Here is a 23324-nt window from a genome sequence, read left to right on the forward strand (position 1 = left end):
TGGGGCCGCGCCCCTGCGCTTCCCCGCGGCGGTTATCGTCATTGCCGATAACCGATGACGGCAAACGCCACAAGGACCTGCGCGCAAGCGTTCGCGCCATCTTTTTTACTGGTTACTTCAGGCGGTAGCGAACTCACCCCGGTCGTTCATCGTCGGCTCAGCGGCCGCGCCGCTACGCCGTTCGCCGGACCGTGGAGCGAACCCGGAGCCACCATTACCCACCCGAAACACCGCCACTGCCGCGGACAACCGGCGTGCCTGATCTTCCAGCGAACCCGCCGCCGCAGCCGCCTGCTCGACTAGCGCGGCATTCTGCTGGGTCACTTCGTCCATTTGCGCGACAGCGAGATTGACCTGATCGATACCGGTACTCTGCTCGAGCGCGGCTGCCGCGATCTCGCCCATGATCGAACTCACGCGCGCAATCGCTTCGACGATTTCGGTCATGGTCGACCCCGAACGCTCGACCAGTTGCGAGCCGGCCTGCACTCGCGCGGTCGAGGCATCGATCAAGCTCTTGATCTCCTTGGCCGCTGCCGCGCTGCGCTGCGCGAGCGAACGCACTTCGCTGGCGACCACCGCGAAACCGCGGCCCTGCTCGCCTGCACGCGCCGCCTCGACCGCTGCGTTGAGCGCCAGGATATTGGTCTGGAAGGCGATCCCTTCGATCACGCCGATGATGTCGGCCATCCGCCGCGAGTCGCCGACGATGCCGTGCATCGTGCCGACCACCTGCTCGGTCAACTCGCCGCCCTGCGCCGCCAGACTCGACGCGCCCTGTGCCAGCGAGCTCGCCTGCTTCGCGTTTTCCGCGGTCTGTTTGACCGTCGACGTCAGTTGTTCGATGCTCGCCGCAGTCTCTTCAAGCGATGCAGCCTGCTCTTCCGTGCGTTGCGACAGATCCGTGTTACCCGCTGCGATCTCGCTCACGCCGGTATCGATCGATTCGGTGCCTTGGCGCACCGCACTCACCGTCGCGATCAACGAATCCTGCATAGTGCGCAACGCGGCTGCGAGACGGCCCATTTCGTTACTGCTGCTCACCGTGATCTGGCTCGTCAGGTCGCCGTTGGCAATGCGCTGGAATTGCGCGATGGTCGCATCGACCGGACTGACGATGGCGCGCATCAGCACCGCGCGGCCGATCCACGAACCCAGCAGCGACACCACCATGCCGATCGCCACCGCCACGCTGATCGCGAAGAACAGGTCCTGCGCGTCCTGATAGCGCTGTGCGCCGTGATCGAGTTGCAACTGTTCGAGCGTGAGCATCGCCTTCTCGTACGCGCTATAGAGCGACGGCAGCTTGTGCGCCTGCAATTGCTGGAACGCGTTGTTGTCACCGGACTTGAGCGCGGCGAGCGCCGGCGCGACGCCGTCGCGAAGGAAGGTGTCGCGCTTGTCCTGCATGTCCTTGATCAGACGCTGTTCATCCGCATCCGCGCTGGCGCGGCTCACGTAGTGGGCAAGTCGATCGTCGGAGGCTTTCTGGTACACGTCGAAACGCTTGAGCACGGCACTTGCGCCGTCCTGATCGTTCAACTCGACCAGCGACGCATAGGTCGCCAGCGCGAGCCGCAGGCGCAGCAGCTGTCCAGAACTTCCTTCGAGATCGGCGACGGCGGGGGTGTCCACCGTGTACATCTGCTGCAGCGACGCGTTGCTCGAACGCAGCGACAGCAATCCCGCCGCAGCGCCAAGCAGCAGCGCGACGCCGAAAAACAGGATCATCAGGGTAAGGCAGGTTCGAATCGACAGATTTCTCAACATCGGGCACGTCTCCATTGGGCTGCCTGACCGCACATCAGCAATAGCCTCGGCCATGCGTGCTGCGCCCAAACCCTTCGGCCCGGTCCGCAACTTGTGTCTAAAATTTAAGCGACCACCACATTGAGGAACTACGGCTGGATTACAGGAAACTTTATGGTTGGTAAGGCAGATCGTTGTCGCAGATCAATATCTGGGCAAACGTGGACGACCGCTCACGCAGATCGCCGCTTTGCGGGACTACCCGGGTTTCCGTCCAGCTTCCGTTGATGGACAGTGTCGAAGCACAGGTTTTTGGAGCATGTCCATGTTGGAAGTCGGTTCGGCTCTACTGGTTTTCGCGCTGTTACTGCTCTCCACTGGCGTGGGCGTGTGGGTGCGCCCGCTCCTGCCCGAAGAGCACAAGGCGCATGAAACCGTGCAACTGATCCAGTTGGTGATCGGCATGCTGGTGACATTTGCCGCGCTGGTGCTCGGCTTGATGACGGCGTCCGCTAAATCCAGTTTCGATACCGCGTCGAACGACTTGCGTACGTATTCCGCCGATCTGATCGAATTCGACACGACGTTGCGCGCATTTGGCAGCGAAACCGACGAAGCCAGGCGTCTGTTGCGTCAGTACACGGCGGCGGCCATCGCCTCGACCTGGCCGGGCGAGCCGGCACCTGCCGGCGATTACCCAAAAAACATCGGACCACCAGCCGGTGCGCAGAACCTGGAGAATTTCCGGCTGGGCGACATGCTGACCGCGGTCGGCACGGAGCTACGCCAGGTGCACGCGCGCGATATGCTGCAACATCGCGCGCTCGACGACGCGTTGACGCAATACCGGCGTGTCGTGGATGCACGTTGGAAGATTCTGGAAGAGGCGCACAGCTCGATCTCACAGCCGTTTTTCCGGACGTTGGCGTTCTGGCTGTGCGTGATCTTTCTGAGCTTTGGGCTGATTACGCCGCGCAATGCGCTGGCGCTGGTGACGATCTCACTGGGCGCTGTGTCGATCGCCTCGGCAATTTATGTGATTGTGGATCTGGATACGCCGTTCACCGGGCCCATCGTGGTTTCCAGTGCGTCGATGCGGGATGCGTTGACGCATTTGCAGCGGGAGTTCTGACGCGCTGAGGCTTGCGTTGCGAGTGTCGCGCAGTGGCTCGACGCGGCTGCCGAAGTTCGTGATCTGCGTCGTGGCAAGCCGGTCGGCAAACTGCGCCTGCGCATTCGCCAGTCCGACGACCCCGGGTGCTTGCTGGAATCGGGGCGCGCCGCGACGATAAAGGTAATCGTCGCCACGGCCGACGCGCGAGCAAAAGAAAAACCCCGCACACAGGCGGGGTTGGTCTTTACATTCTATGGTGGCGAGACCTTAGAACGGAATGTCGTCGTCCATCTCGTCGAAGCCGCCGCCAGCCGGCGCGCTCGGACGGCTTGCACCGCCGCCGCCAGCATTGCCGCCGCGCGGCGCGCCGCCACCCGACATCGTGCGACCACCGCCACCACCGCCGCCGCTACGCTCCGACGGCTCGCCACGGCTATAACCGCCTTCGTCGCCGCCACCGCCCATCGCGCCGCCACGGCCACCCAGCATTTGCATCTGCTCAGCGACGATTTCGGTCGAGTAACGGTCGGTGCCGTCTTGCGCCTGCCACTTCCGGGTACGGATGCGCCCTTCCAGGTAGACCGACGAACCTTTCTTCAGATATTCGGAAACGATTTCCGCGAGGCGGCCGAAGAACGACACGCGGTGCCATTCGGTCGCTTCCTTCATTTCGCCGGACGCTTTGTCCTTGTACCGGTCAGTCGTCGCAAGGCGGATGTTCGCCACTGCGTCGCCGCTCGGAAGATAACGGACTTCCGGATCGGCGCCGAGATTGCCGACGAGAATGACCTTATTCACGGATGCCATGAGTTTCTCCTGTTGATTCCGTTGCGGGCGGCGCGGCAATGCGCGGTTCGCGTCTCACGGCTGGCGAGCCGAGCCGGGAACAGCGCCTCTGCCCGCCGCCGGGTGAGTTCTGGGTGATGTCGGGAAGTACCCCGAATGCGCCGCGAGCGCTACGCAAGTGGTCGCGAATCGTCGCGTGTTACGTACCCGCCCTGCGCGGCGGCTGCTTCATCTTTGCGGCGATTATAAGCCAGCAAAAGACGAGCCCCGAACACGTGAAAAACACGGCGCTCTGACCATCCACCTTAAGCAGCCATCCGCCGATCATTCCGCCCAGCGCAAGACCGATCGACTGCGTGGTGTTGTAGACGCCGGCGGCCGCACCCTTGCGGGTTCCGGGAGCCAGCTTCGACACCAGCGAAGGCTGCGATGCCTCAAGAATATTGAAGCCGAGAAAGTACACAAAAAGGATCGCCGCGACACTCAGAATCGTATGCGGAGCGACGCCCAATAACAACTGTCCGATCAGGATAAGACCGATCGCGGACAGCAGCACGATTTTCATTTTGCCGCGCTTTTCCGCGGCGATGATCGCCGGCACCATCATCACGAACGACAGGCCCATGACCGGCAAATACACCTTCCAGTGCGACGCGACCGGCAAACCGCCGGCTTCGAGAATGCGTGGCACGACGAGGAACAACGCAGTTTGTGTCGCGTGCAGCACGAGCACGCCAAAGTTCAAACGCAGCAGTTCGACGTTATGCAGCACTTCCCTGAACGGCGCGCGTATGTGCACGGGCTTCGGCGCATCGGGCACGACCCACAGCACGAGGCCGATCGCCAGAATCGAGAAGATGCCGACCAGCGTGAACAGGCCGCTCATGCCGACCCACTGGAACACGATCGGCGCACCGACGATCGCCACCGCGAACGACACGCCGATACTGCCGCCGACCATCGCCATTGCCTTGGTGCGATGCTCTTCGGCGGTCAGGTCGGCGATAAAGGCGATCACTGCGGAGGACACCGCGCCCATCCCCTGAATCACCCGGCCGACGATGATCCACGTCATGTCGTGCGCGCCCGCCGCGACGAAACTGCCAATCGCGAAGATCAGCAGGCCCGTCGCAATGACCGGCTTGCGGCCGATCTTGTCGGACACCCAGCCGTAAAAAATATAGAGCATGGACTGCGTCACGCCGTACGCGCCGAGTGCGATACCGACCAGCAGCACGTTGTCGCCGCCCGGAATGGATTTCGCGTAGATCGAGAACACCGGCATGATCATGAACAGACCGAGCATGCGCAGCGCGAAGATCGCGGCAAGCGACACGGTCGCGCGCATTTCAGGCGCGCTCATGCGTGTGGAAGTGGCGGACGGATTGGACATCGGGAACGTTCTTTGAATGAGCTGGGCGGTGCACTGCGGACGGTCAACCCGCTGGACGGCCCCAACCGGGCGGCTGACCACAACGATGACGTGACGGCGGAATGCGATCGGCGCGGCATGGAAGCCAGCGGCCCTGCCGCCTTCCCACTTGCGCCTTGCGGTGCGTCGCGGTGCCTTGTACTCGCGGAAAATGGCCCCAGTTAGACCTCTTTCCGCGGCGCTGAACCGCTGCCTTACAGCTTGCTGTACGCCTGATTCCAGCTGTCAGGAAGCCGTAACGGCGGTCTCGAAAAGTCGTTATAGTAGCAGGTTTAGCCCCTTCCTCTTTCCGCCAGTTCATGGAATAAATCCGTGGAACAAATCCGTATTCGTGGGGCTCGCACCCACAACCTGAAGAACGTCAACCTCGATTTACCCCGTCACAAGCTCGTCGTCATTACGGGCCTTTCCGGCTCGGGAAAATCGTCGCTCGCGTTCGACACGCTCTACGCGGAAGGGCAGCGGCGCTACGTCGAAAGCCTTTCCGCCTATGCGCGCCAGTTCCTGCAACTGATGGAAAAGCCGGACGTCGATCTGATCGAAGGTCTGTCGCCGGCTATCTCGATCGAACAGAAAGCGACGTCGCATAACCCGCGCTCCACGGTCGGCACCGTCACCGAAATTCACGACTACCTGCGACTATTATTCGCACGTGTCGGCACGCCGTACTGCCCCGATCACGAGATTCCGCTCGAAGCGCAAAGCGTGTCGCAGATGGTCGACGCGGCGCTCGCGTTGCCCGAAGAGACCCGGCTGATGATCCTCGCACCGGTCGTGGCGGATCGCAAAGGCGAGCACGTCGAACTGTTCGAGGAAATGCAGGCGCAGGGTTTCATCCGCTTTCGCGTGCGTTCGGGCGGCGGCACCGCCAATGAAGGCGTCGCGAAGATTTATGAAGTCGACTCGCTGCCGAAGCTGAAGAAGAACGACAAGCACACGATCGACGTCGTGATCGACCGTCTGAAAGTGCGGCCGGACATGAAGCAGCGGCTGGCCGAATCGTTTGAAACGGCACTGCGTCTCGCCGACGGCCGCGCGATCGCGCTCGAAATGGACACGGACAAGGAGAAGCTGTTCAGCTCGAAGTTCGCGTGCCCGATCTGCTCGTATTCACTGCAGGAACTGGAGCCGCGGCTCTTCTCGTTCAACAACCCGATGGGCGCCTGCCCGGAATGCGACGGCCTCGGCCAGATCACGTTCTTCGATCCGAAGCGGGTGGTCGCACATCCGTCACTGTCGCTCGCGGCGGGTGCGGTGAAGGGCTGGGACCGGCGCAACCAGTTCTACTTCCAGATGCTGCAAAGTCTTGCGGCGTTCTACGAGTTCGATATCGACACGGCCGTCGAAGACCTGCCCGAGAAGGTCCGCAAGATCCTGCTGTTCGGTTCGGGCAAGCAGGAGATCCCGTTCTCGTACATCAACGAACGCGGCCGCACTTCGGTGCGCGAGCATGTGTTCGAAGGGATCATCCCGAATCTGGAGCGGCGTTATCGCGAGACCGATTCGGTCGCGGTGCGCGAAGAACTCGCCAAGTATCAGAACAACCAGGCGTGCCCGGCTTGCGCCGGCACCCGGCTGCGCCGCGAAGCGCGTTTCGTGCGGATTGGCGCGGATGAAGACGCGCGCGGCATCTTCGAAATCAGCGGCTGGCCGTTGCGCGACGCGCTCGGCTATTTCCAGACGCTGCGTCTCGAAGGCTCGAAGCGCGAGATCGCCGATAAGGTGGTCACGGAAATCGTCGCGCGTCTGATGTTCCTGAATAACGTCGGGCTCGATTACCTGTCGCTCGAACGCAGCGCGGAAACGCTGTCGGGCGGCGAAGCGCAACGCATCCGGCTCGCGTCGCAGATCGGCTCGGGCCTGACCGGCGTGATGTACGTGCTCGACGAACCGTCGATCGGTCTGCATCAGCGCGACAACGACCGGCTGATCGCAACGCTCAAGCATCTGCGCGACCTGGGCAACTCGGTGATCGTCGTCGAGCACGACGAGGACATGATCCGCATGGCCGACTACGTGGTCGACATGGGTCCGGGCGCGGGCGAGCATGGCGGCATGGTGATCGCCGAGGGCACGCCGAAGCAGGTGCAGGCGAACCCGGCATCGATGACCGGGCAATACATGTCCGGCGCGCGCAATATCGAATACCCCGACGCGCGCAAGGCGCCCGACGAACGTCGTCTGCGCATCATCGAGGCGTATGGCAACAATCTGAAGCACGTATCGCTCGACCTGCCGGTTGGGTTGCTCACTTGCGTGACCGGCGTGTCCGGCTCGGGCAAGTCGACGCTGATCAACGACACGCTGTATCACGCGGTCGCGCATCACCTGTACGGCTCGGCGACCGAGCCGGCGCCGTATGAATCGATCGAAGGGCTTGAGCACTTCGACAAGGTGATCAACGTCGACCAGTCGCCGATCGGCCGTACGCCGCGCTCCAACCCGGCCACGTACACCGGCCTTTTCACCCCGATTCGCGAACTGTTCGCGGGCGTTCCCGCCGCCAAGGAACGCGGCTACGACCCGGGCCGGTTCTCGTTCAACGTGAAGGGCGGCCGCTGCGAATCTTGCCAGGGCGACGGCGTGCTGAAGGTCGAAATGCACTTTTTGCCGGACGTGTACGTTCCTTGCGACGTCTGTCACGGCAAGCGCTACAACCGCGAAACGCTGGACGTCCAATACAAAGGCAAGAACATCAGCGAAGTGCTCGACATGACGGTCGAGGCCGCGCACGAGTTTTTCAAGCCGGTTCCGGTTGTCGCGCGCAAGCTGAAAACCTTGCTGGACGTGGGTCTGGGCTATATCCGCCTGGGCCAGTCGGCGACCACGCTGTCGGGCGGCGAGGCGCAACGCGTCAAACTCTCGCTGGAACTGAGCAAGCGTGACACGGGTCGCACGCTATACATCCTCGACGAGCCGACCACCGGTCTGCACTTTCACGATATCGCGCTGCTGCTGGAAGTGATTCACCGCTTGAGCGATCAAGGTAATACTGTCGTGATCATCGAGCATAATCTCGATGTAATCAAAACAGCCGACTGGGTCATCGACCTGGGTCCGGAAGGTGGCGCGGGCGGCGGGCAGATCATCGCCCAGGGAACGCCGGAACAGGTGGCGAAGTCGAAAGCAAGTTTTACCGGCAAGTATCTGGCGCCGCTGCTGAAACGGGCTGCCAGTAAAAAGTAACGCTGCACATCACGGGTTGGAGACGGAATAAGCCATGGCCAAGCGGAATCAGGCGCGCGACGACGGGCAGGTGCAAGACCTACGCCCACGCCCGGTCAGGCTGACTAGCGACATGAGCCTGCCGAAGTTGTCGGCAGTCGAAATCGGCAGTTACGTTCTGATGTTGGTCGGCATGTGGGGGGTGATTGAACTGAAGCTGCTTGGCGCATTGCTCGCCGGGCTGCTGGTGTTCCAGCTCGTCCACACGATCGCGCCGCGCATCGAGCGTCACATGTCGAGCAAGCGGGCACGCTGGCTCGCGGTGGTGATTTTGTCGGCGGTGATCGTGGGGGCGCTGACGGGTCTCACGCTCGGCATCATCGAGCACTTCGAGAACGACGTACCGAGCGTGCAGGCGCTGCTCGACCAGGCCATGCAGCTGATCCACGAGGCGCGCGGCCGGATTCCCCAGTTCATCGCCAACTCGCTGCCCGTCGATACCGAGCAGATGAAGGCGAAAGCCGAAGAGCTGATGCACACGCACGCCAACATGCTGCAGCAAAGCGGCACGACGGCGGCGCGCGGGTTCACGCATGTTCTGATCGGCATGATCATCGGCGCGATCATCGCGGTCGGCGCGCAGAAGCAGATGCACCGGCTGCCGCTGTCCACGGCCTTTGTCACGCGCGTGAGCCGCTTCGCCGATGCGTTCCGCCGCATCGTGTTCGCCCAGGTCAAAATTTCCGCGATCAATGCGGTCTTCACCGCCATCTTCCTGCTGGTGGTTCTGCCGATCTTTCACGACCGGCTGCCGCTGTCGAAAACACTGGTGCTGGTCACGTTCATCCTCGGCCTGCTGCCGGTGATCGGCAATCTGATGTCGAACACGATCATCGTCGCGGTCGCGCTGTCGGTGAGTTTTCCGGCGGCGGTGATGTCGCTCGTGTTCCTGATCCTGATTCACAAGCTCGAATACTTCCTGAATGCGCGCATTGTCGGCGGACAAATCGAGGCGCGTGCGTGGGAATTGCTGATCGCAATGCTCGTGATGGAAGCCGCGTTCGGCATTCCTGGCGTCGTCGCAGCACCGATTTTCTACGCCTATATCAAACGCGAACTGATCTATTTGCGGTTGGTGTGACCCCCAAATACTCATAGGCAATCGGGACGGCGACGTCTGCGCCGTCCCGATTGCCTATCGCTTGTCATCCAGGACAACGCTTCAGCGTCCCCTCTTCTTTTTGTCTTCGGCCTCGTGGCGGGAAACTTGCAGGAGTTCGCACAAGCCCCTAAGATGCGAATAATTCCCGTTTACAAAAAGCCTGCGTCGTGACATCCCATCCGTTTTTCCGCCCTGTGCTGCCGGCCCGCACATGAGACGCCAGTTCGTCCGCCTGCACCGATGGTTCGGCGTCTTAACCGCGTTGTTTCTGTTCGTCGCCGGTCTCACCGGCGCGATCATCGCGTGGGACCACGAACTCGACGCGGCGCTGAATCCGTCGTTCTTCAACGCCCGTACCGCCGGCCCGACGCAATCGGCGCTGGAACTCGCGCGTCACGTCGAAGCGGCCGATCCGCGTCTTCAGGTGACCTATCTGCCGCTCGCGATCGAACCCGGCCACACGTTGCAGATGATCGTGCAGCCGCGCATCGACCCCGCAACCCAGCAACCCTACGCGCTCGATTTCGACCAGCTTGCCGTCAATCCCGTCACAGGCGACATCCAGGGACGCCGCCTGTGGGGCGCCGTCTCGCTGTCACGCCTGAACCTGCTGCCGTTCATCTACAAGCTGCATTACACGCTGCAACTGCCGTTCACCGGCGGCATCGACATCGGCACGTGGCTGATGGGGATCGTCGGCATCATCTGGCTGTTCGATAGCGTGATTGCGCTGTGGCTGTCGTTTCCGAGCTTCAAGGCGTGGCGCAAGTCGTTCGCGTTCCGTCTGAAGCGTGGCGGCTACGCGATGACGTTCGATTTGCACCGCTCAGGCGGCGTGTGGATCTGGGGGCTGCTGATGATCGTTGCGCTGACCTCGATCTCGATGAATCTTGCCGCGCCGGTGGTACGCCCCATCGTGTCAAAGCTCTCCACGCTCACGCCAGACCCGCTTAACAACCCTGAAATCCTGCGTGCTCCGCAACCCGGCGATCAGGTACTGAGCCGCGAACGCATCGTGGAACTGGCCGAACAGGCCGGCCGTGCGCAGAATCTGCGGGTGCCGCCGGGCGGACTCTATTACGTGCCATTCATCCACGCGTACGGCGTCGGCTTCTACTCGCCGGGCAACGATCACGGCGATATGGGCCTCGGCAATCCGTGGATGTATTGGGACTCAGCCACCGGCAAGCTGCTCGGCAAGTCGATTCCCGGCACAGGTTCGGCTGGCGATGTGTTCATGCAGGTGCAATTCCCCCTGCATTCGGGACGCATCCTCGGTCTCGGCGGAAGGATTCTGGTTAGCGCGCTGGGTATCGCGGTCGCCGTGCTTAGCGCGACGGGCTTGCTGATCTGGCTGAAGAAGATGAATGCGCGTCGCCGCTCGGCGCAAAACGCCAATGTTGCGCGGGACGCAGGTCGGTCGGCGGCGCGGCCGTAGGAACCGTCGCCGGAACTCACGGCGTTTTCCGGCGACTCTGCCAGTCGTATAAGCAGGTTGCGCCGACATGGGTGGGCGCAACCCGGCAGCGAAGGAAGCACGGATCAGAATTAACCGCCCGCCAGGTCCAGGCTTCCCGCCTTTTCACGCAGCTTCACCGTGCATTCCATCAGTCCACCGCGCTGGCCATCAACGCGGCGTCGAAACAAAAACGCCTAGCGGAACACCACCGTCTTGCTGCCGTTCAACACGACGCGATGCTCGACGTGCCATTTCACCGCGCGCGCCAGCGTCACACATTCGACGTCGCGGCCAATCGCGGTCAATTGCTCCGGCGTCATGCTGTGGTCGACCCGCTCCACTTCCTGCTCGATGATCGGGCCTTCGTCGAGATCGGTCGTCACGTAGTGAGCCGTCGCGCCGATCAGCTTCACGCCACGGTCGAACGCCTGGTAGTACGGCTTCGCGCCCTTGAAGCTCGGCAGGAAGGAGTGGTGAATGTTGATTGCACGGCCCGCGAGTGCTTCACACAGCTTCGGCGACAGAATCTGCATGTAGCGCGCGAGCACCACCAGGTCCGCCTGATGTTCGTCGATCACTTCGAGCACGCGCGCTTCCTGCGCGGCCTTCGCGTCGGGCGTGCCGCCCAGCAGCGGGAAGTGATGGAACGGAATGTCGTAGCTGGCGGCGAGCTGGTAGAACTCTTTGTGATTCGAGATGATCGCTGCGATCTCGATACCGAGTTGGCCAGTGCGGAAACGGAACAGCAGGTCGTTCAGGCAATGTCCAATCTTCGACACCATGATCACCACGCGCGGCTTGACCGACGCGTCGTGCAACTCCCAGCGCATGCCGAACTGCTCGGCCAGCGTCGCGAACGACACGCGCAGCGCCTCCAGCCCCGGATCGCCGCCCACCTGCTGAAAATGCACGCGCATGAAGAATTCGCCGGTACCGCTGTCGCCGAACTGCGCGGAGTCGAGAATATTGCTGCCACGCTCGAACAGAAAGCCCGACACGGCGTGCACGATGCCGGGCCGGTCGGCGCACGACAGTTTGAGAATAAAGCTGTGATCGGTCGACATGACCTGGGTGACTCCCTTCTTCATTGCGTGGTTTGTTCAGTCTGTACTGCTCGATGCAGCGTGTTTCGTTTTACGGTGAGCGGCTGCTTCAGCGCCTGCGCCAATACTCATTCAAACGCCGGCGGCACGAACAACGCATCGATTCCCGCGCACGCGTCTTCATCGATCCAGCGACGGCGCAGCAGGCAATCCAGCGTAGCAAGACTTGCGTCCACCGTCATCGCACCATCCTCGATCCAGCGTGCCACTTCGTCGATACGCGCGAGCCGGTGCTCGCCCACTTCGCCGTCCTGATTGCGCGGCGAAAAATCGGTCGGCAGCGCGAGGTCGTAGATGAAAATCTGCTCGGCCTGCGTGCCTTCCGGCAGCGATTGCAACACATGCGCGGTACGGCCCGCGACGGCGCGCGCGGCAATTTCTTCGGGAATACCGGCTTCTTCCCAGCATTCCTTGATGATCGTCGCCTCGACGCCGAAGCCCCAGCCGATCCCGCCCGCGACGACATTGTCGAGCATGCCGGGGTCGGTGGCCTTGGTGTCGCTGCGGCGCGCGATCCACAATTGCGGCGCCCCGCCCTCCGCGTATTCTACGACGCCGTTCAGATGCACCGCGTAGGTCATCGTCCCGAAGAAGCGCGACGCCGCGCGCTCGATATACGCGAGCGGCGCTGCGTCGAACGCGTTGCGGATCGCGTAGGTCTCGTTACGCCAGCCTGGAATGCGGCCTTCGGCGGCGAGCGCGCCGATCACCGAACCGAGCGCCGCGCTGCGTAAATCGACGGTATTGAACCCGGCGGCGAGCGTCACACCCGCGCTGCCGATATCGAACACATCGGGCCAGCGCGTGAGCAGCGGCACATCGCTCGAACGGATCCAGCCGACCTGTTCGGCACCGATCCGGAACGGTCGATGGAGCGCGGCGTCGAAGCGGCGCGCGGCGGTGATGCAAGGCAAAGTCATCTGAAAACTCCGAACTGTCTGCGGTGGCGCTGGCTTCTGCGGTGGTGCTGGCTTAAGTCGCGCGCATCGAACCAACCCGCTCGACTACATCCATCACGTCAGTCACGCAGCGCGACGCGAATGCCAATCGCAATAAACGTCGCCCCAGCGAGCCGGTCGAGCCATACGCCCACGCGCGGCCGACGCTTGAGCCAGCCGCCGATCATCCCCGCGCACACGCCGAACAGCGAAAACACCACCACCGTCTGCAACATGAACAACACGCCGAGTTCGAGCATCTGCACGGTGACGCTTTGCGCGCCATGCGGTTGTACGAACTGCGGCAGGAACACGACGAAGAACAACGTTACCTTCGGGTTCATCAGATTGCCGAGCACGCTTTGGCGGAACACGGACATCAGCGGTTGTGGTGCGCGTTCATGCGCGGTTGCAAGCCCCTGACTGCGCAGCGCCTTGATGCCGATCCAGATCAGATACGCGGCGCCGGCCAGCTTGATGGCTTCAAACGCGAGCGGCGACGAGCGCAGCAACGCGGCGACGCCGAGCGCGGCGAGCGTCGTGTGAAACGTGATGCCCGCAGCAAAGCCAAGTGCCGCGACGAGTCCCGCCGCGCGCCCCTGCGAGATACCGCGCGCGAGCACTTGCAGGTTGTCCGGGCCAGGCGCGACCGTGATCGCAATCGATGTAGCGAGAAACAGCAGGAAGTTGGGCATCGTCCTTACCTTCTTGATGTGAAGCCGGAAGCGCCGGGCTCAATGACCTTCGAAAGAGGTCGCCGTGTAAAGCTCGAGCCCGCCGTCGCGCAGCAGCTTCGAGCCGCCAAGCTCGGGCAGATCGACAATCGCCGCGCCTTCCACCACCACTGCGCCGAGCCGCTCGAGCAGAATCTTGCCGGCCATCATCGTGCCGCCGGTCGCGATCAGATCGTCGATGATGAGCACGCGGTCGCCCGGCTTGCACGCATCCTCGTGAATTTCGACGGTCGCGGTGCCGTATTCGAGTTCGTACGATTGCGACAGCCGCTTGTACGGCAGCTTGCCCGCCTTGCGGATCGGAATGAAGCCGATGTTCAGCTCGTGCGCGAGAATCGGCCCGATGATGAAACCGCGCGCATCGAGCCCGGCCACGTAGTCGAGCTTCGCGTCGAAATAGCGCTGCACGAACAGGTCGGTCAGCACACGCAGCGACTTCGCCTCCTGCAGCAGCGGCGTGATATCGCGGAATTGCACACCCGGCTGCGGCCAGTCAGGCACCGTGCGTATGTGGCTTTTGATGTAGTCGGCCGCATCGAGCGGCGCGCTCACGAGCGCGTTGGACATGATGTCTCCGGATGGACCTGGACAGGTCCGATGAAACGATGAAAAACTGAATCAGCAGCGGTCTGCGTGCGCAGCGCCGCCGCGGGGCGCTTACCCCGGTTGCCGGGCGCCGGCTGCCCGTCGCCCGTTGCCCGACGCGTCAATCTGCCTGCATGAATCACGCAGCGGCGGCGCCTGCACGACGATGTTTCGACAGCCGTTCCTCGGCTTCCGCGAGTTGTTCGGGCAGACCGCGCAGCACCACGATGTCGCTTGCGCGCAGCTTGGTGGAGGGGTCCGGCTCGACGCCGCGAATGCCGTGCCGGCGGATCGCCGTCACTTCCACACCCAGCTCGAACAGGCCGAGGTCGGCCAGTGTGCGGCCCACCGCGTCCGCATTTTCGTCGACCGGGACCGATTGTAGCCGCACCTGTTCGTGACCGTCGTCGTCGTCCACGTCGTCGGCGCCACGGAAATAACCGCGCAACAGCGCATAGCGCTCGTCGCGCATTTCCTCGACCCGCCGCACCACGCGCCGCATCGGCACGCCCATTACCACGAGCGTGTGCGAGGCCAGCATCAGGCTACCTTCGACGATTTCCGGAATCACTTCGGTCGCGCCGGCGGCCAGCAGCTTCTCCAGATCGGAATCGTCGACGGTACGCACGATCACCGGCAGCGTCGGCTCCAGTTCGTGGATGTTGTGCAGCACGCGTAATGCCGACGGTGTATTCGCGTAGGTAATCGCGATCGTCGCCGCGCGGTGGATACCGGCGGCGAGCAACGACTCGCGCCGCCCGGCATCGCCGAACACGACCGACTCACCCGCCGCCGCCGCCGCCGCGACGCGGTCGGGGTCGAGATCCAGCGCGACGTACGACAAGCCTTCGTGTTCCAGCATGCGCGCCAGATTCTGCCCGGCACGGCCGTAGCCGCAAATGATCACGTGACCGCTCTGCTTCAGGCTTTGCGTGGCGATACGCGTCATCTGCAACGACTGCATCATCCATTCAGTTGAAGACAGCCGTAGCACGATCCGGTCCGCGTTCTGGATCAGGAACGGCGCGGCGAGCATGGACAGCAGCATCGCCGCGAGAATCGCCTGCAGCAGCGTGGCGTCGACCAGATGCCGGTCGAGAATCAGGTTCAGCAGCACGAAGCCGAACTCGCCCGCTTGCGCGAGGCCGATACCGGTGCGCATCGCGACGCCCGGCGACGCGCCGAACAGACGCGACAGGCCCGTGATCATCACCGCCTTCAACACAATCGGCCCGATCAGGAAGCCCAGCACGATCAGCGGATGTTCCAGGATCACACGCGGATTGAGCAGCATGCCGGTCGTGACGAAGAAGAGCCCCAGCAGCACGTCGCGAAACGGCTTGATGTCCTCTTCCACCTGATGCCGGTACGGCGTCTCGGCGATCAACATCCCGGCGATAAACGCGCCGAGCGCCAGCGACAGGCCGAATTTATCCGTGATGAACGCGGCGCCGAGCGTCACCAGCAACAGATTAAGAATGAACAATTCCTGCGACCGGCGTCGCGCGACCACGTTGAACCAGCGCGTCATGAAGCGTTGGCCGACAATCAGCAGCAGCGCGAGGGCGACGACGATCTTGATCGCGGCCACGCCGAGCGCGCTGACCAGATCGTCCGACCGGCCGCCCAGCGCCGCGATGATAATCAGCAACGGCACCACCGCGAGATCCTGGAACAACAGCACGCCGAAGATATTGCGCCCGTGCTCCGTTTCGATTTCGAGCCGCTCCGCCAGCATCTTGCTGACAATCGCCGTCGACGACATCGCCAGCGCGCCGCCCAACGCTACGCTCGCCTGCCACGTGATATGCACCCAGCGCTCCAGCGCGAAGCCGAGCGTCACCGCGACCGCGATAGTGCCGATTACCTGCAGCAAGCCGAGGCCGAACACGAGCCGGCGCATGGACCGCAGCTTGGCGAGCGAAAACTCCAGCCCGATCGAGAACATCAGGAACACGACGCCGAACTCGGCGAGGTTCTGTGCCCCGACCGAATCCGGAATCAGACCGAACGCATGCGGTCCGACGACGATGCCGACAGACAGATAGCCAAGCATCGGCGGAAGATTCAGAAAGCGAAATATCACCACCCCTGCCACCGATGCCAGCAGCAGGAATAGCGTCATTTCGAGCGGGGAGATCATCGGCACAAACGCATGGGTAAAGCGTCCTCGTTCGTCAGCGGAACCGCGCACGAAAACGCCGTGCGACAAGGTTGAGGGGCCAGTAAATAGGCCGATAAAGGCAGCGGCTTGGCACAGCAGGCCCGGCGCGGCGAACAGGCGCCTTTGCTATACTCCGCGAATGATAGCGAAAATCAATGGCGACCGGGCACTCGCGCTCGCTCGTGACGTGCTGGACATCGAAGCGGACGCCGTGCGCGCGCTTCGCGATCAACTCGACGATGGTTTCGTCGGGGCGATCGACTTCATCCTGGGTTGCCGTGGGCGCGTGGTCGTCTCCGGCATCGGCAAATCCGGCCATGTGGCCCGCAAGCTCGCGGCCACGCTGGCCAGCACCGGTACGCCGGCGTTCTTCGTGCATCCGGCGGAAGCTAGCCATGGCGACCTCGGCATGGTCACGTCAGACGACGTGTTCCTTGCACTGTCCAATTCCGGTGAAACCGAAGAACTCGTGGCGATCCTGCCGCTCATCAAGCGGATCGGCGCGAAGCTGATTGCAATGACGGGACGCCCGTCGTCGAGTCTCGCACAACTGGCCGACGTGCATCTGAATTCTGCAGTGTCGAAAGAAGCCTGTCCGATGAATCTCGCGCCCACCGCCAGCACCACCGCAGCGCTCGCGCTCGGTGACGCACTCGCGGTCGCGGTGCTCGACGCACGCGGTTTCGGACGGGACGACTTTGCGCGCTCGCATCCGGGTGGCGCGCTCGGGCGGCGTCTGCTTACTTATGTGCGCGACGTGATGCGCACCGGTGACCAGGTGCCGAAGGTCACGCCCAACGCTACCGTGCGCGACGCGCTGTTCCAGTTGACCGCCAAGCGCATGGGCATGACCGCGATCGTCGATCACGAAGACCGCGTAACCGGCATCTTCACCGACGGCGATTTGCGCCGCGTGCTCGAACGCGACGGCGATTTCCGCCAGTTGTCGATTGCTTCGGTGATGACACCCGGGCCACGCACCATCGGTCCCGACCAGCTCGCAGTCGAAGCCGTTGAGTTGATGGAGCGCCACCGCATCAATCAGATGCTGGTCGTCGACGAAGCGGGCAAGCTGATCGGCGCCCTCAACATGCACGACCTGTTCTCGAAGAAGGTGATCTGATGGCCATCGCCCCTGCTACCGCAACCGAACGCGCAAGCCGCGTGAAGCTGATGATTTTCGACGTCGACGGCGTGCTGACCGACGGCGGTCTGCTGTTCACGGCGGAAGGCGACACGATGAAGGGCTTCCACTCAATGGACGGCCACGGCATGAAGCTGCTGCGCCAGGCCGGCATCGACACCGCGATCATCACGGGGCGCAAGTCGGGCATCGTCGCGGCGCGGGCGAAGGAGATGAACGTCACGCACGTTTATCAGGGGATTCAGGACAAACCTCAGGCGTTTGCGGACCTTTTGCAGCAAACTGGACTGAGCGCGGAAGAATGCGGCTACATGGGCGACGACTGGGTCGATCTCGCGGTGATGCTGAAGGTCGGCTTCGCCGCAGCGCCCGCCAACTCGCATCCTGAAGTAATCGCGCGCGCTCATTGGGTCAGCGAGGCGCGCGGCGGCCACGGCGCGGCGCGCGAAGTCGTCGACACGCTGTTGCGCGCGCAGCACAAATATGAAGCGCTGCTTGCGGCGGCCTGCAGCGGTGAACAGCGAGGCCTCGTCGGATGAACCAGTTTCGCCTGACTTCCCTGATTCCGCTGGTCGCGATGGCTGCGCTGGCCGGTATCACGTGGTGGCTGCTGCAAGCAACCCTGCCACGACAGAACGAAGACGTGGTACGCCCGAAAGAACACACGCCGGACTATTTCGCGGACAATTTCTCGGTTTCCGAACTCGATCAATCGGGCTCGACTCAATACCGGCTGACCGCCCAGTCGCTGATTCACTATGAAGACGACGAGCTGAGCGATCTGGTCAAACCGGCCATGCGTGCGTTCCAGCCCGGCAAGCCGATCGTCACCGCGACCGGCGACACCGGCAAGGTGAACGCCGACGCGTCGATCGTCGATCTGTACGACAACGCCCGCATCGTGCGTGCACCCGGTGACGGCGATCCGCAGATGCAAGCTGATTCGCAGCATTTTAGGGTGCTGGTCAACGACGATGTGATCGAGACTGAAAAGCCGGTTAAACTTCAGCGCGGCATGTCGGTGATGACTGCCAGCGGCATGAACTACAACAACGTCACCCGGGTGATGCAGCTGTTCGGCAACGTAAGAGGCGCGATTGCCGCGTCCGAAGCCGGCGGCAGCTCGCCCAAGTAACCCGGGTAATCCATTCCAGGCGTGACTGCATGAACGAATCGTTCCCCCGTTTTGATACCGGCCGCTCGCGTACCCTGTCCGCGTGCCGCGCCGGACTCGCTGCGCTGCTCGTCGCGTTGCCGCTAGCCGGCTTCGCGCCGCTCGCGCACGCCGACCGCGCCGATAAGGACAAACCGCTGAACATCGAAGCGGACAACATGACTTACGACGACCTCAAGCAGGTCAACATCTTCACCGGTCACGTGGTCGCCACCAAAGGCACGATCGTGATCAAGGCCGATCGGGTCGAAGTGACGCAAGACCCGCAGGGTTATCAGTACGCGACCGGCACGTCCACCGGCGGCAATCTGTCGTATTTCCGCCAGAAACGCGAAGGTCTCGACGAATACATCGAAGGCACGGCCGTTCGTATCGACTACGACGGCAAGCAGGATCTGACCACGCTCACCACCAACGCCACGGTCCGACGCCTGCAGGGTCTGTCAACGGTGATAGATCAGGTGCACGGCAGCGTCGTCACGTATGACGGCCAGAACGACTTCTATACCGCGAAGGCAGGTAAGGACGTTGCCGGCCCGGGCAACCCGACCGGCCGCGTACGCGCCATGCTGTCGCCGCGCAATGGCGGCGCCGCACCGCTGACCGGTGCGTCGGCCACGCTCGTGCCGTCCACCACGATTCAGGGAGCACCGACTCAGTGAGCTCCTCCGCGTCCCTCCCCAATCGCAAACCGGCCGGCACCAGCAGCTCGCTGGTCGTACGCAATCTGAAGAAGCGCTACGGTTCGCGCACGGTCGTCAAAGACGTATCGCTCGACGTGAAAAGCGGCGAAGTGGTGGGTCTGCTCGGCCCGAACGGCGCCGGCAAGACGACTTCGTTCTACATGATCGTCGGCCTCGTGCCGCTCGACGCTGGCGAAATCGACCTCGACGGCAAATCGATCAGCCTGCTGCCTATCCACAAGCGCGCTTCGCTCGGCCTGTCGTATCTGCCGCAGGAAGCGTCGGTGTTCCGCAAGCTCAGCGTCGAAGAAAATATTCGCGCGGTGCTGGAATTGCAGCACGAAGAGAACGGCAAGCGGCTCAGCAAAGACACCATCACGAGCCGCACGGAAGCGCTGCTCGACGAACTGCAGATCGCGCATTTGCGCGAGAATCCGGCGCTGTCGCTGTCGGGCGGCGAGCGTCGCCGGGTTGAAATTGCGCGCGCGCTGGCCACCAACCCGAGCTTTATTCTGCTCGACGAACCGTTCGCGGGCGTCGACCCGATCGCGGTGCTGGAAATCCAGAAGATCGTCAAGTTTCTGAAGCAGCGCAATATCGGCGTGCTAATCACCGACCATAACGTGCGCGAAACGCTTGGCATCTGCGATCACGCGTACATCATCAGCGACGGCAGCGTGCTGGCCGCCGGCGCGCCGAACGAAATCATCGAAAACGAAAGCGTACGGCGCGTCTACCTGGGCGAGCACTTCCGCATGTAAGCACACAAGGGATTGCGGGCGGCGTGAGGGCGCCTCCGCGAACCCTTGCCGCAACTTTTTTTGCGGCAACCGCACATCAGCATTTTTGACCTGGGCCATTCTGCGCCCGGTGGCGCCGAAACGGGCGCACGCGTAATTGCGAGTGCCGCAATGTATCGCGGTCGTGGCAAACTCTTTACAATGAATCTCAATTTGCCATGAAAGCCAGCCTACAACTCCGCCTATCGCAGCATCTTGCGTTGACCCCGCAACTGCAGCAGTCCATCCGGCTGCTTCAGCTGTCTACGCTCGAATTGCAGCAGGAAGTCGCAATGGCGATCTCGCAGAATCCGCTCCTCGAAAATGAGGACGACTGGATTGCGAGCCCGTTGCGCGTGGCGGCCGACGGCTCGCTGATCGCGCAGGCACCCAACTCTTCCTCGCCGTCCGACCAGATGGGCGGCAACGGCTCGTCATCGTCCACCAGCAGCAACGAGCGCGCCGAGAACGGCGAGCCGCAGGGCGTCGACGAATACAACGGCCTTTCCGGCGATAGTAACGGCGACGCGTCGCAGTGGAATCTCGACGACTACGGCCGCTCCGGTAACGCGTCCGACGACGACGACATGCCGCCGTTGCAAATTCACGAATCGAGCACCTCGCTGCGCGATCACCTGATGGCGCAATTGCGCGTCACTCAGGCGGGCCAACGCGACCGGGCGCTCATCACTTTCCTGATCGAATCGCTCGACGATGATGGCTATCTCGCTGCCACGCTCGATGAAGTGCTGGCCGATCTGCCCGAAGAGCTGGAAGTCGATGTCGACGAACTGAACGCTGCGCTAGCGCTGCTGCATAGCTTCGATCCGGCTGGAGTGGGCGCTCGTTCTGCGTCGGAGTGTCTTAAGCTGCAACTGTTGCGGCTCGATACGTCACCCACGCGAACGCTGGCGCTCGACATCGTCGCGCACTATCTGGAACTGCTTGCGGCCCGCGATTTCACGCGTCTGCGCAAACACCTGAAGGCGAACGACGACGACCTGCGCGACGCGCACGTTTTGATCCGTTCACTTGAGCCATTCCCTGGCGCCGCTTACGGCAAAGCCGAAGCGGACTACGTCGTACCCGACATCATGGTGCGCAAAACAGCCCAAGGCTGGCAGGCCGAACTGAATCCCGAGGTGGTGCCGAAGCTGCGCATCAACCATCTGTACGCGAACATTCTGCGCAATAACCGGGGCGATCCGGGCAGTGGTTCGTTGCGCCAACAACTGCAGGAAGCCCGCTGGCTGATCAAGAATATCCAGCAGCGTTTCGAGACGATCCTGCGGGTCGCACAGGCCATTGTGGAGCGTCAGAAGAGCTTTTTCGTGCACGGCGAAATTGCCATGCGCCCCTTGGTTTTGCGAGAAATTGCTGATACGCTGGGCCTACACGAGTCAACTGTCTCGCGTGTGACAACCGGCAAATATATGCTGACCCCTTTTGGGACGCTGGAGTTTAAGTACTTCTTCGGCTCACACGTTTCGACTGACACGGGCGGCGCGGCGTCTTCCACGGCCATTCGCGCGCTCATCAAGCAACTGATAGGAGCGGAAAACCCGAAATCGCCTCTCTCAGACAGTCGCATAGCCGAACTGCTGGCGGAACAGGGCTTCGTGGTCGCACGGCGTACCGTGGCGAAGTATCGCGAAGCTCTCAAGATCCCGGCAGTCAACCTGCGCAAGTCTCTATAGCCCGTCGCCTTCCGTGGCGGGCATTTACCGGCCGCTCCGCAGTTGGCGGACAGGCTGGCCGATGCGACCTGCCAGAAGTCAGTCACCGGGGGGCGACTCAGGCAAGCCGACAGATCGACCGGACACCTGTCATCGTGCGGATCAAGCGGCCACTAGCTTGGAGAAGCACTATGAATCTGCAGATCAGTGGACACCACCTCGAAGTAACGCCTGCGTTGCGCGAATACGTGATCACCAAACTGGATAGGGTGCTAAGACATTTCGATCAGGTAATCGACGGCAGTGTGGTCCTCTCGGTCGACAACCACAAGGAAAAGGACAAGCGTCAAAAGGTTGAAATCAACCTCCATCTGAAGGGCAAGGACATTTTCGTCGAGAGCTGTGACAGCGATCTCTACGCTGCGATCGATCTGATGATCGACAAGCTCGACCGGCAAGTGATACGCCATAAAGATCGCCTGCAAGGCCATCAGCACGATGCGATCAAGTACCAACCGGCACCGCAACTCGACGTGCCGCCGCAATAGGAAAATTAGAGGGTTTACCTCATTTTCCGCACTTGCCAAACCGCCCGAAATCGGGCGGTTTTTCGTTTCTGGACGCCTTTGCTGCGCGGCAGCGAGTCTTTTGGACTAAACCGTTAAAAACCCATCAAGCATACATGGCGCGCCGCACCATCCGTAGCTACCCTGTTCTATAATGTTCCGGTTACCATCGGGGTCAGGCTAGCTCATACGGAAGTCGGTCTGCCGGAGTCAGGCGCTTTCAGACTCCCCCGTACGTCGTCGCGAGCATCGAACGAATGGAACGCCACTCAAACGCCCCAGCGAGGAGAACCCAGGCCACGTTTTCGCCTGTCAACATGAATCGTTTAGCCAAATTTCTTCCCCTCGAGAACGTCGTCGTCGGACTATCGGTCACCAGCAAGAAACGCGTGTTCGAGCAAGCGGGCCTGATCTTCGAGAACCAGAACGGCATCGCCCGTAGCACGGTCACTGACAATCTGTTCGCGCGCGAGCGCCTCGGATCGACGGGGCTCGGCGAAGGCGTCGCGATTCCGCATGGCCGGATCAAAGGCTTGAAGCAGCCGCTCGCCGCGTTCGTCCGTCTTGCCGAACCCATCCCCTTCGAGTCGCCCGACGGCCAGCCCGTCTCGCTGCTGATCTTCCTGCTCGTGCCTGAACAGGCCACTCAGCAGCACCTCGAAATTCTTTCGGAAATCGCCCAGTTGCTGTCCGATCGCGATGCCCGCGAGCGCCTGCACACGGAAGAAGACCGCGAAGCATTGCATCGCCTGCTTACTCAGTGGCAACCTTGATGCATCGGCGGTTATCCGCACGCCGATTCTTCGCATGCGCGATGTCCGTCCGCATGCGGGTGTCGCCTGACAAGATACGCGGCGCGCGTTAGCGCGGCCGCGTCTTTGTCCGGCAAGCGGCCCACACTGGAGTCACTG

At 62.3% G+C, this 23324-nt stretch carries 20 protein-coding genes; 12 read left to right on the forward strand and 8 right to left on the reverse strand.

From position 1 onward, the window contains the following. Positions 1-117: 117 nt before the first annotated feature. A complete protein-coding gene (locus LMG28727_RS18510; RefSeq protein ID WP_201643769.1) occupies positions 118-1770 on the reverse strand; it encodes a methyl-accepting chemotaxis protein in 1653 nt (550 codons plus the stop codon). A 304-nt stretch (positions 1771-2074) separates the two neighbouring features. Between LMG28727_RS18510 and LMG28727_RS18515 the strand changes: the two genes are divergently transcribed. Next, entirely contained in the window at positions 2075-2881 is an 807-nt protein-coding gene (locus LMG28727_RS18515) for a bestrophin-like domain (protein ID WP_201644119.1), read from the forward strand. A 249-nt stretch (positions 2882-3130) separates the two neighbouring features. Here the strand turns inward: LMG28727_RS18515 and LMG28727_RS18520 are convergent, their stop codons facing one another. After that, a complete protein-coding gene (locus LMG28727_RS18520) occupies positions 3131-3670 on the reverse strand; it encodes a single-stranded DNA-binding protein (protein WP_201643770.1) in 540 nt (179 codons plus the stop codon). A gap of 178 nt (positions 3671-3848) precedes the next feature. Next, positions 3849-5042 (reverse strand): MFS transporter, encoded by a 1194-nt coding sequence (locus LMG28727_RS18525; protein WP_201643771.1) that lies wholly within the window; start codon positions 5040-5042, stop codon positions 3849-3851. A gap of 351 nt (positions 5043-5393) precedes the next feature. Here LMG28727_RS18525 and uvrA point away from each other — a divergent pair, with 351 nt between their 5' ends. From uvrA to LMG28727_RS18540, 3 genes are all read left to right on the forward strand, one after another. Then, positions 5394-8267 (forward strand): excinuclease ABC subunit UvrA, encoded by a 2874-nt coding sequence (gene uvrA / locus LMG28727_RS18530; RefSeq protein WP_201643772.1) that lies wholly within the window; start codon positions 5394-5396, stop codon positions 8265-8267. Positions 8268-8301: 34 nt separating this feature from the next. Next, positions 8302-9387, forward strand: a complete 1086-nt coding sequence (locus tag LMG28727_RS18535) for an AI-2E family transporter (RefSeq protein WP_201643773.1) — start codon at positions 8302-8304, stop codon at positions 9385-9387. A gap of 232 nt (positions 9388-9619) precedes the next feature. Continuing rightward, the gene (locus tag LMG28727_RS18540) at positions 9620-10846 is read left to right on the forward strand and encodes a PepSY-associated TM helix domain-containing protein (RefSeq protein ID WP_201643774.1); all 1227 of its coding nucleotides are present in this window, start codon (positions 9620-9622) and stop codon (positions 10844-10846) included. Positions 10847-11061: 215 nt separating this feature from the next. Here LMG28727_RS18540 and purU read toward each other — a convergent pair whose 3' ends face one another. The 5 genes from purU to LMG28727_RS18565 form a co-directional block, all read right to left on the reverse strand. Next, a complete protein-coding gene (purU, locus tag LMG28727_RS18545) occupies positions 11062-11931 on the reverse strand; it encodes a formyltetrahydrofolate deformylase (protein WP_201644120.1) in 870 nt (289 codons plus the stop codon). 107 nt (positions 11932-12038) lie between these two features. After that, the gene (locus LMG28727_RS18550) at positions 12039-12890 is read right to left on the reverse strand and encodes an NUDIX hydrolase (RefSeq protein WP_201643775.1); all 852 of its coding nucleotides are present in this window, start codon (positions 12888-12890) and stop codon (positions 12039-12041) included. A gap of 98 nt (positions 12891-12988) precedes the next feature. Further along, positions 12989-13603, reverse strand: a complete 615-nt coding sequence (locus LMG28727_RS18555; protein WP_201643776.1) for a LysE family translocator — start codon at positions 13601-13603, stop codon at positions 12989-12991. 39 nt (positions 13604-13642) lie between these two features. Further along, positions 13643-14209, reverse strand: coding sequence for an adenine phosphoribosyltransferase (locus tag LMG28727_RS18560; protein ID WP_201643777.1), 567 nt, complete (start codon positions 14207-14209; stop codon positions 13643-13645). A gap of 157 nt (positions 14210-14366) precedes the next feature. Next, a complete protein-coding gene (locus LMG28727_RS18565; RefSeq protein ID WP_201644121.1) occupies positions 14367-16370 on the reverse strand; it encodes a monovalent cation:proton antiporter family protein in 2004 nt (667 codons plus the stop codon). Positions 16371-16530: 160 nt separating this feature from the next. On the opposite strand from LMG28727_RS18565, the gene kdsD reads away from it, so the two are divergent. The 8 genes from kdsD (at position 16531) to ptsN (ending at position 23186) form a co-directional block, all read left to right on the forward strand. Beyond that, entirely contained in the window at positions 16531-17514 is a 984-nt protein-coding gene (gene kdsD / locus LMG28727_RS18570) for an arabinose 5-phosphate isomerase KdsD (RefSeq protein WP_201643778.1), read from the forward strand. Continuing rightward, positions 17514-18074, forward strand: coding sequence for a KdsC family phosphatase (locus tag LMG28727_RS18575; protein WP_201643779.1), 561 nt, complete (start codon positions 17514-17516; stop codon positions 18072-18074). Before kdsD ends, LMG28727_RS18575 begins: the two co-directional genes overlap by 1 nt. Further along, complete coding sequence (lptC, locus tag LMG28727_RS18580) at positions 18071-18670, forward strand: LPS export ABC transporter periplasmic protein LptC (protein ID WP_201643780.1); 600 nt, start codon at positions 18071-18073, stop codon at positions 18668-18670. Before LMG28727_RS18575 ends, lptC begins: the two co-directional genes overlap by 4 nt. Positions 18671-18699: 29 nt before the next feature. After that, positions 18700-19371: a lipopolysaccharide transport periplasmic protein LptA gene (gene lptA / locus LMG28727_RS18585; protein WP_201643781.1), complete on the forward strand. Its 672-nt coding sequence runs from the start codon at positions 18700-18702 to the stop codon at positions 19369-19371. Continuing rightward, positions 19368-20153 carry an LPS export ABC transporter ATP-binding protein gene (gene lptB, locus LMG28727_RS18590; protein WP_201643782.1) on the forward strand — a complete coding sequence of 262 codons (786 nt, stop codon included), beginning with the start codon at positions 19368-19370 and terminating at the stop codon, positions 20151-20153. Before lptA ends, lptB begins: the two co-directional genes overlap by 4 nt. A 197-nt stretch (positions 20154-20350) precedes the next feature. Next, positions 20351-21868 (forward strand): RNA polymerase factor sigma-54, encoded by a 1518-nt coding sequence (locus LMG28727_RS18595; RefSeq protein ID WP_201643783.1) that lies wholly within the window; start codon positions 20351-20353, stop codon positions 21866-21868. A 170-nt stretch (positions 21869-22038) separates the two neighbouring features. Then, positions 22039-22395, forward strand: coding sequence for a ribosome hibernation-promoting factor, HPF/YfiA family (gene hpf / locus LMG28727_RS18600; protein ID WP_042328814.1), 357 nt, complete (start codon positions 22039-22041; stop codon positions 22393-22395). 275 nt (positions 22396-22670) lie between these two features. Further along, positions 22671-23186: a PTS IIA-like nitrogen regulatory protein PtsN gene (gene ptsN / locus LMG28727_RS18605; RefSeq protein ID WP_074762929.1), complete on the forward strand. Its 516-nt coding sequence runs from the start codon at positions 22671-22673 to the stop codon at positions 23184-23186. The last annotated feature ends 138 nt before the right edge of the window (positions 23187-23324 follow it).

It is taken from the genome of Paraburkholderia metrosideri, from assembly GCF_904848625.1.
GTDB lineage: Bacteria > Pseudomonadota > Gammaproteobacteria > Burkholderiales > Burkholderiaceae > Paraburkholderia > Paraburkholderia metrosideri.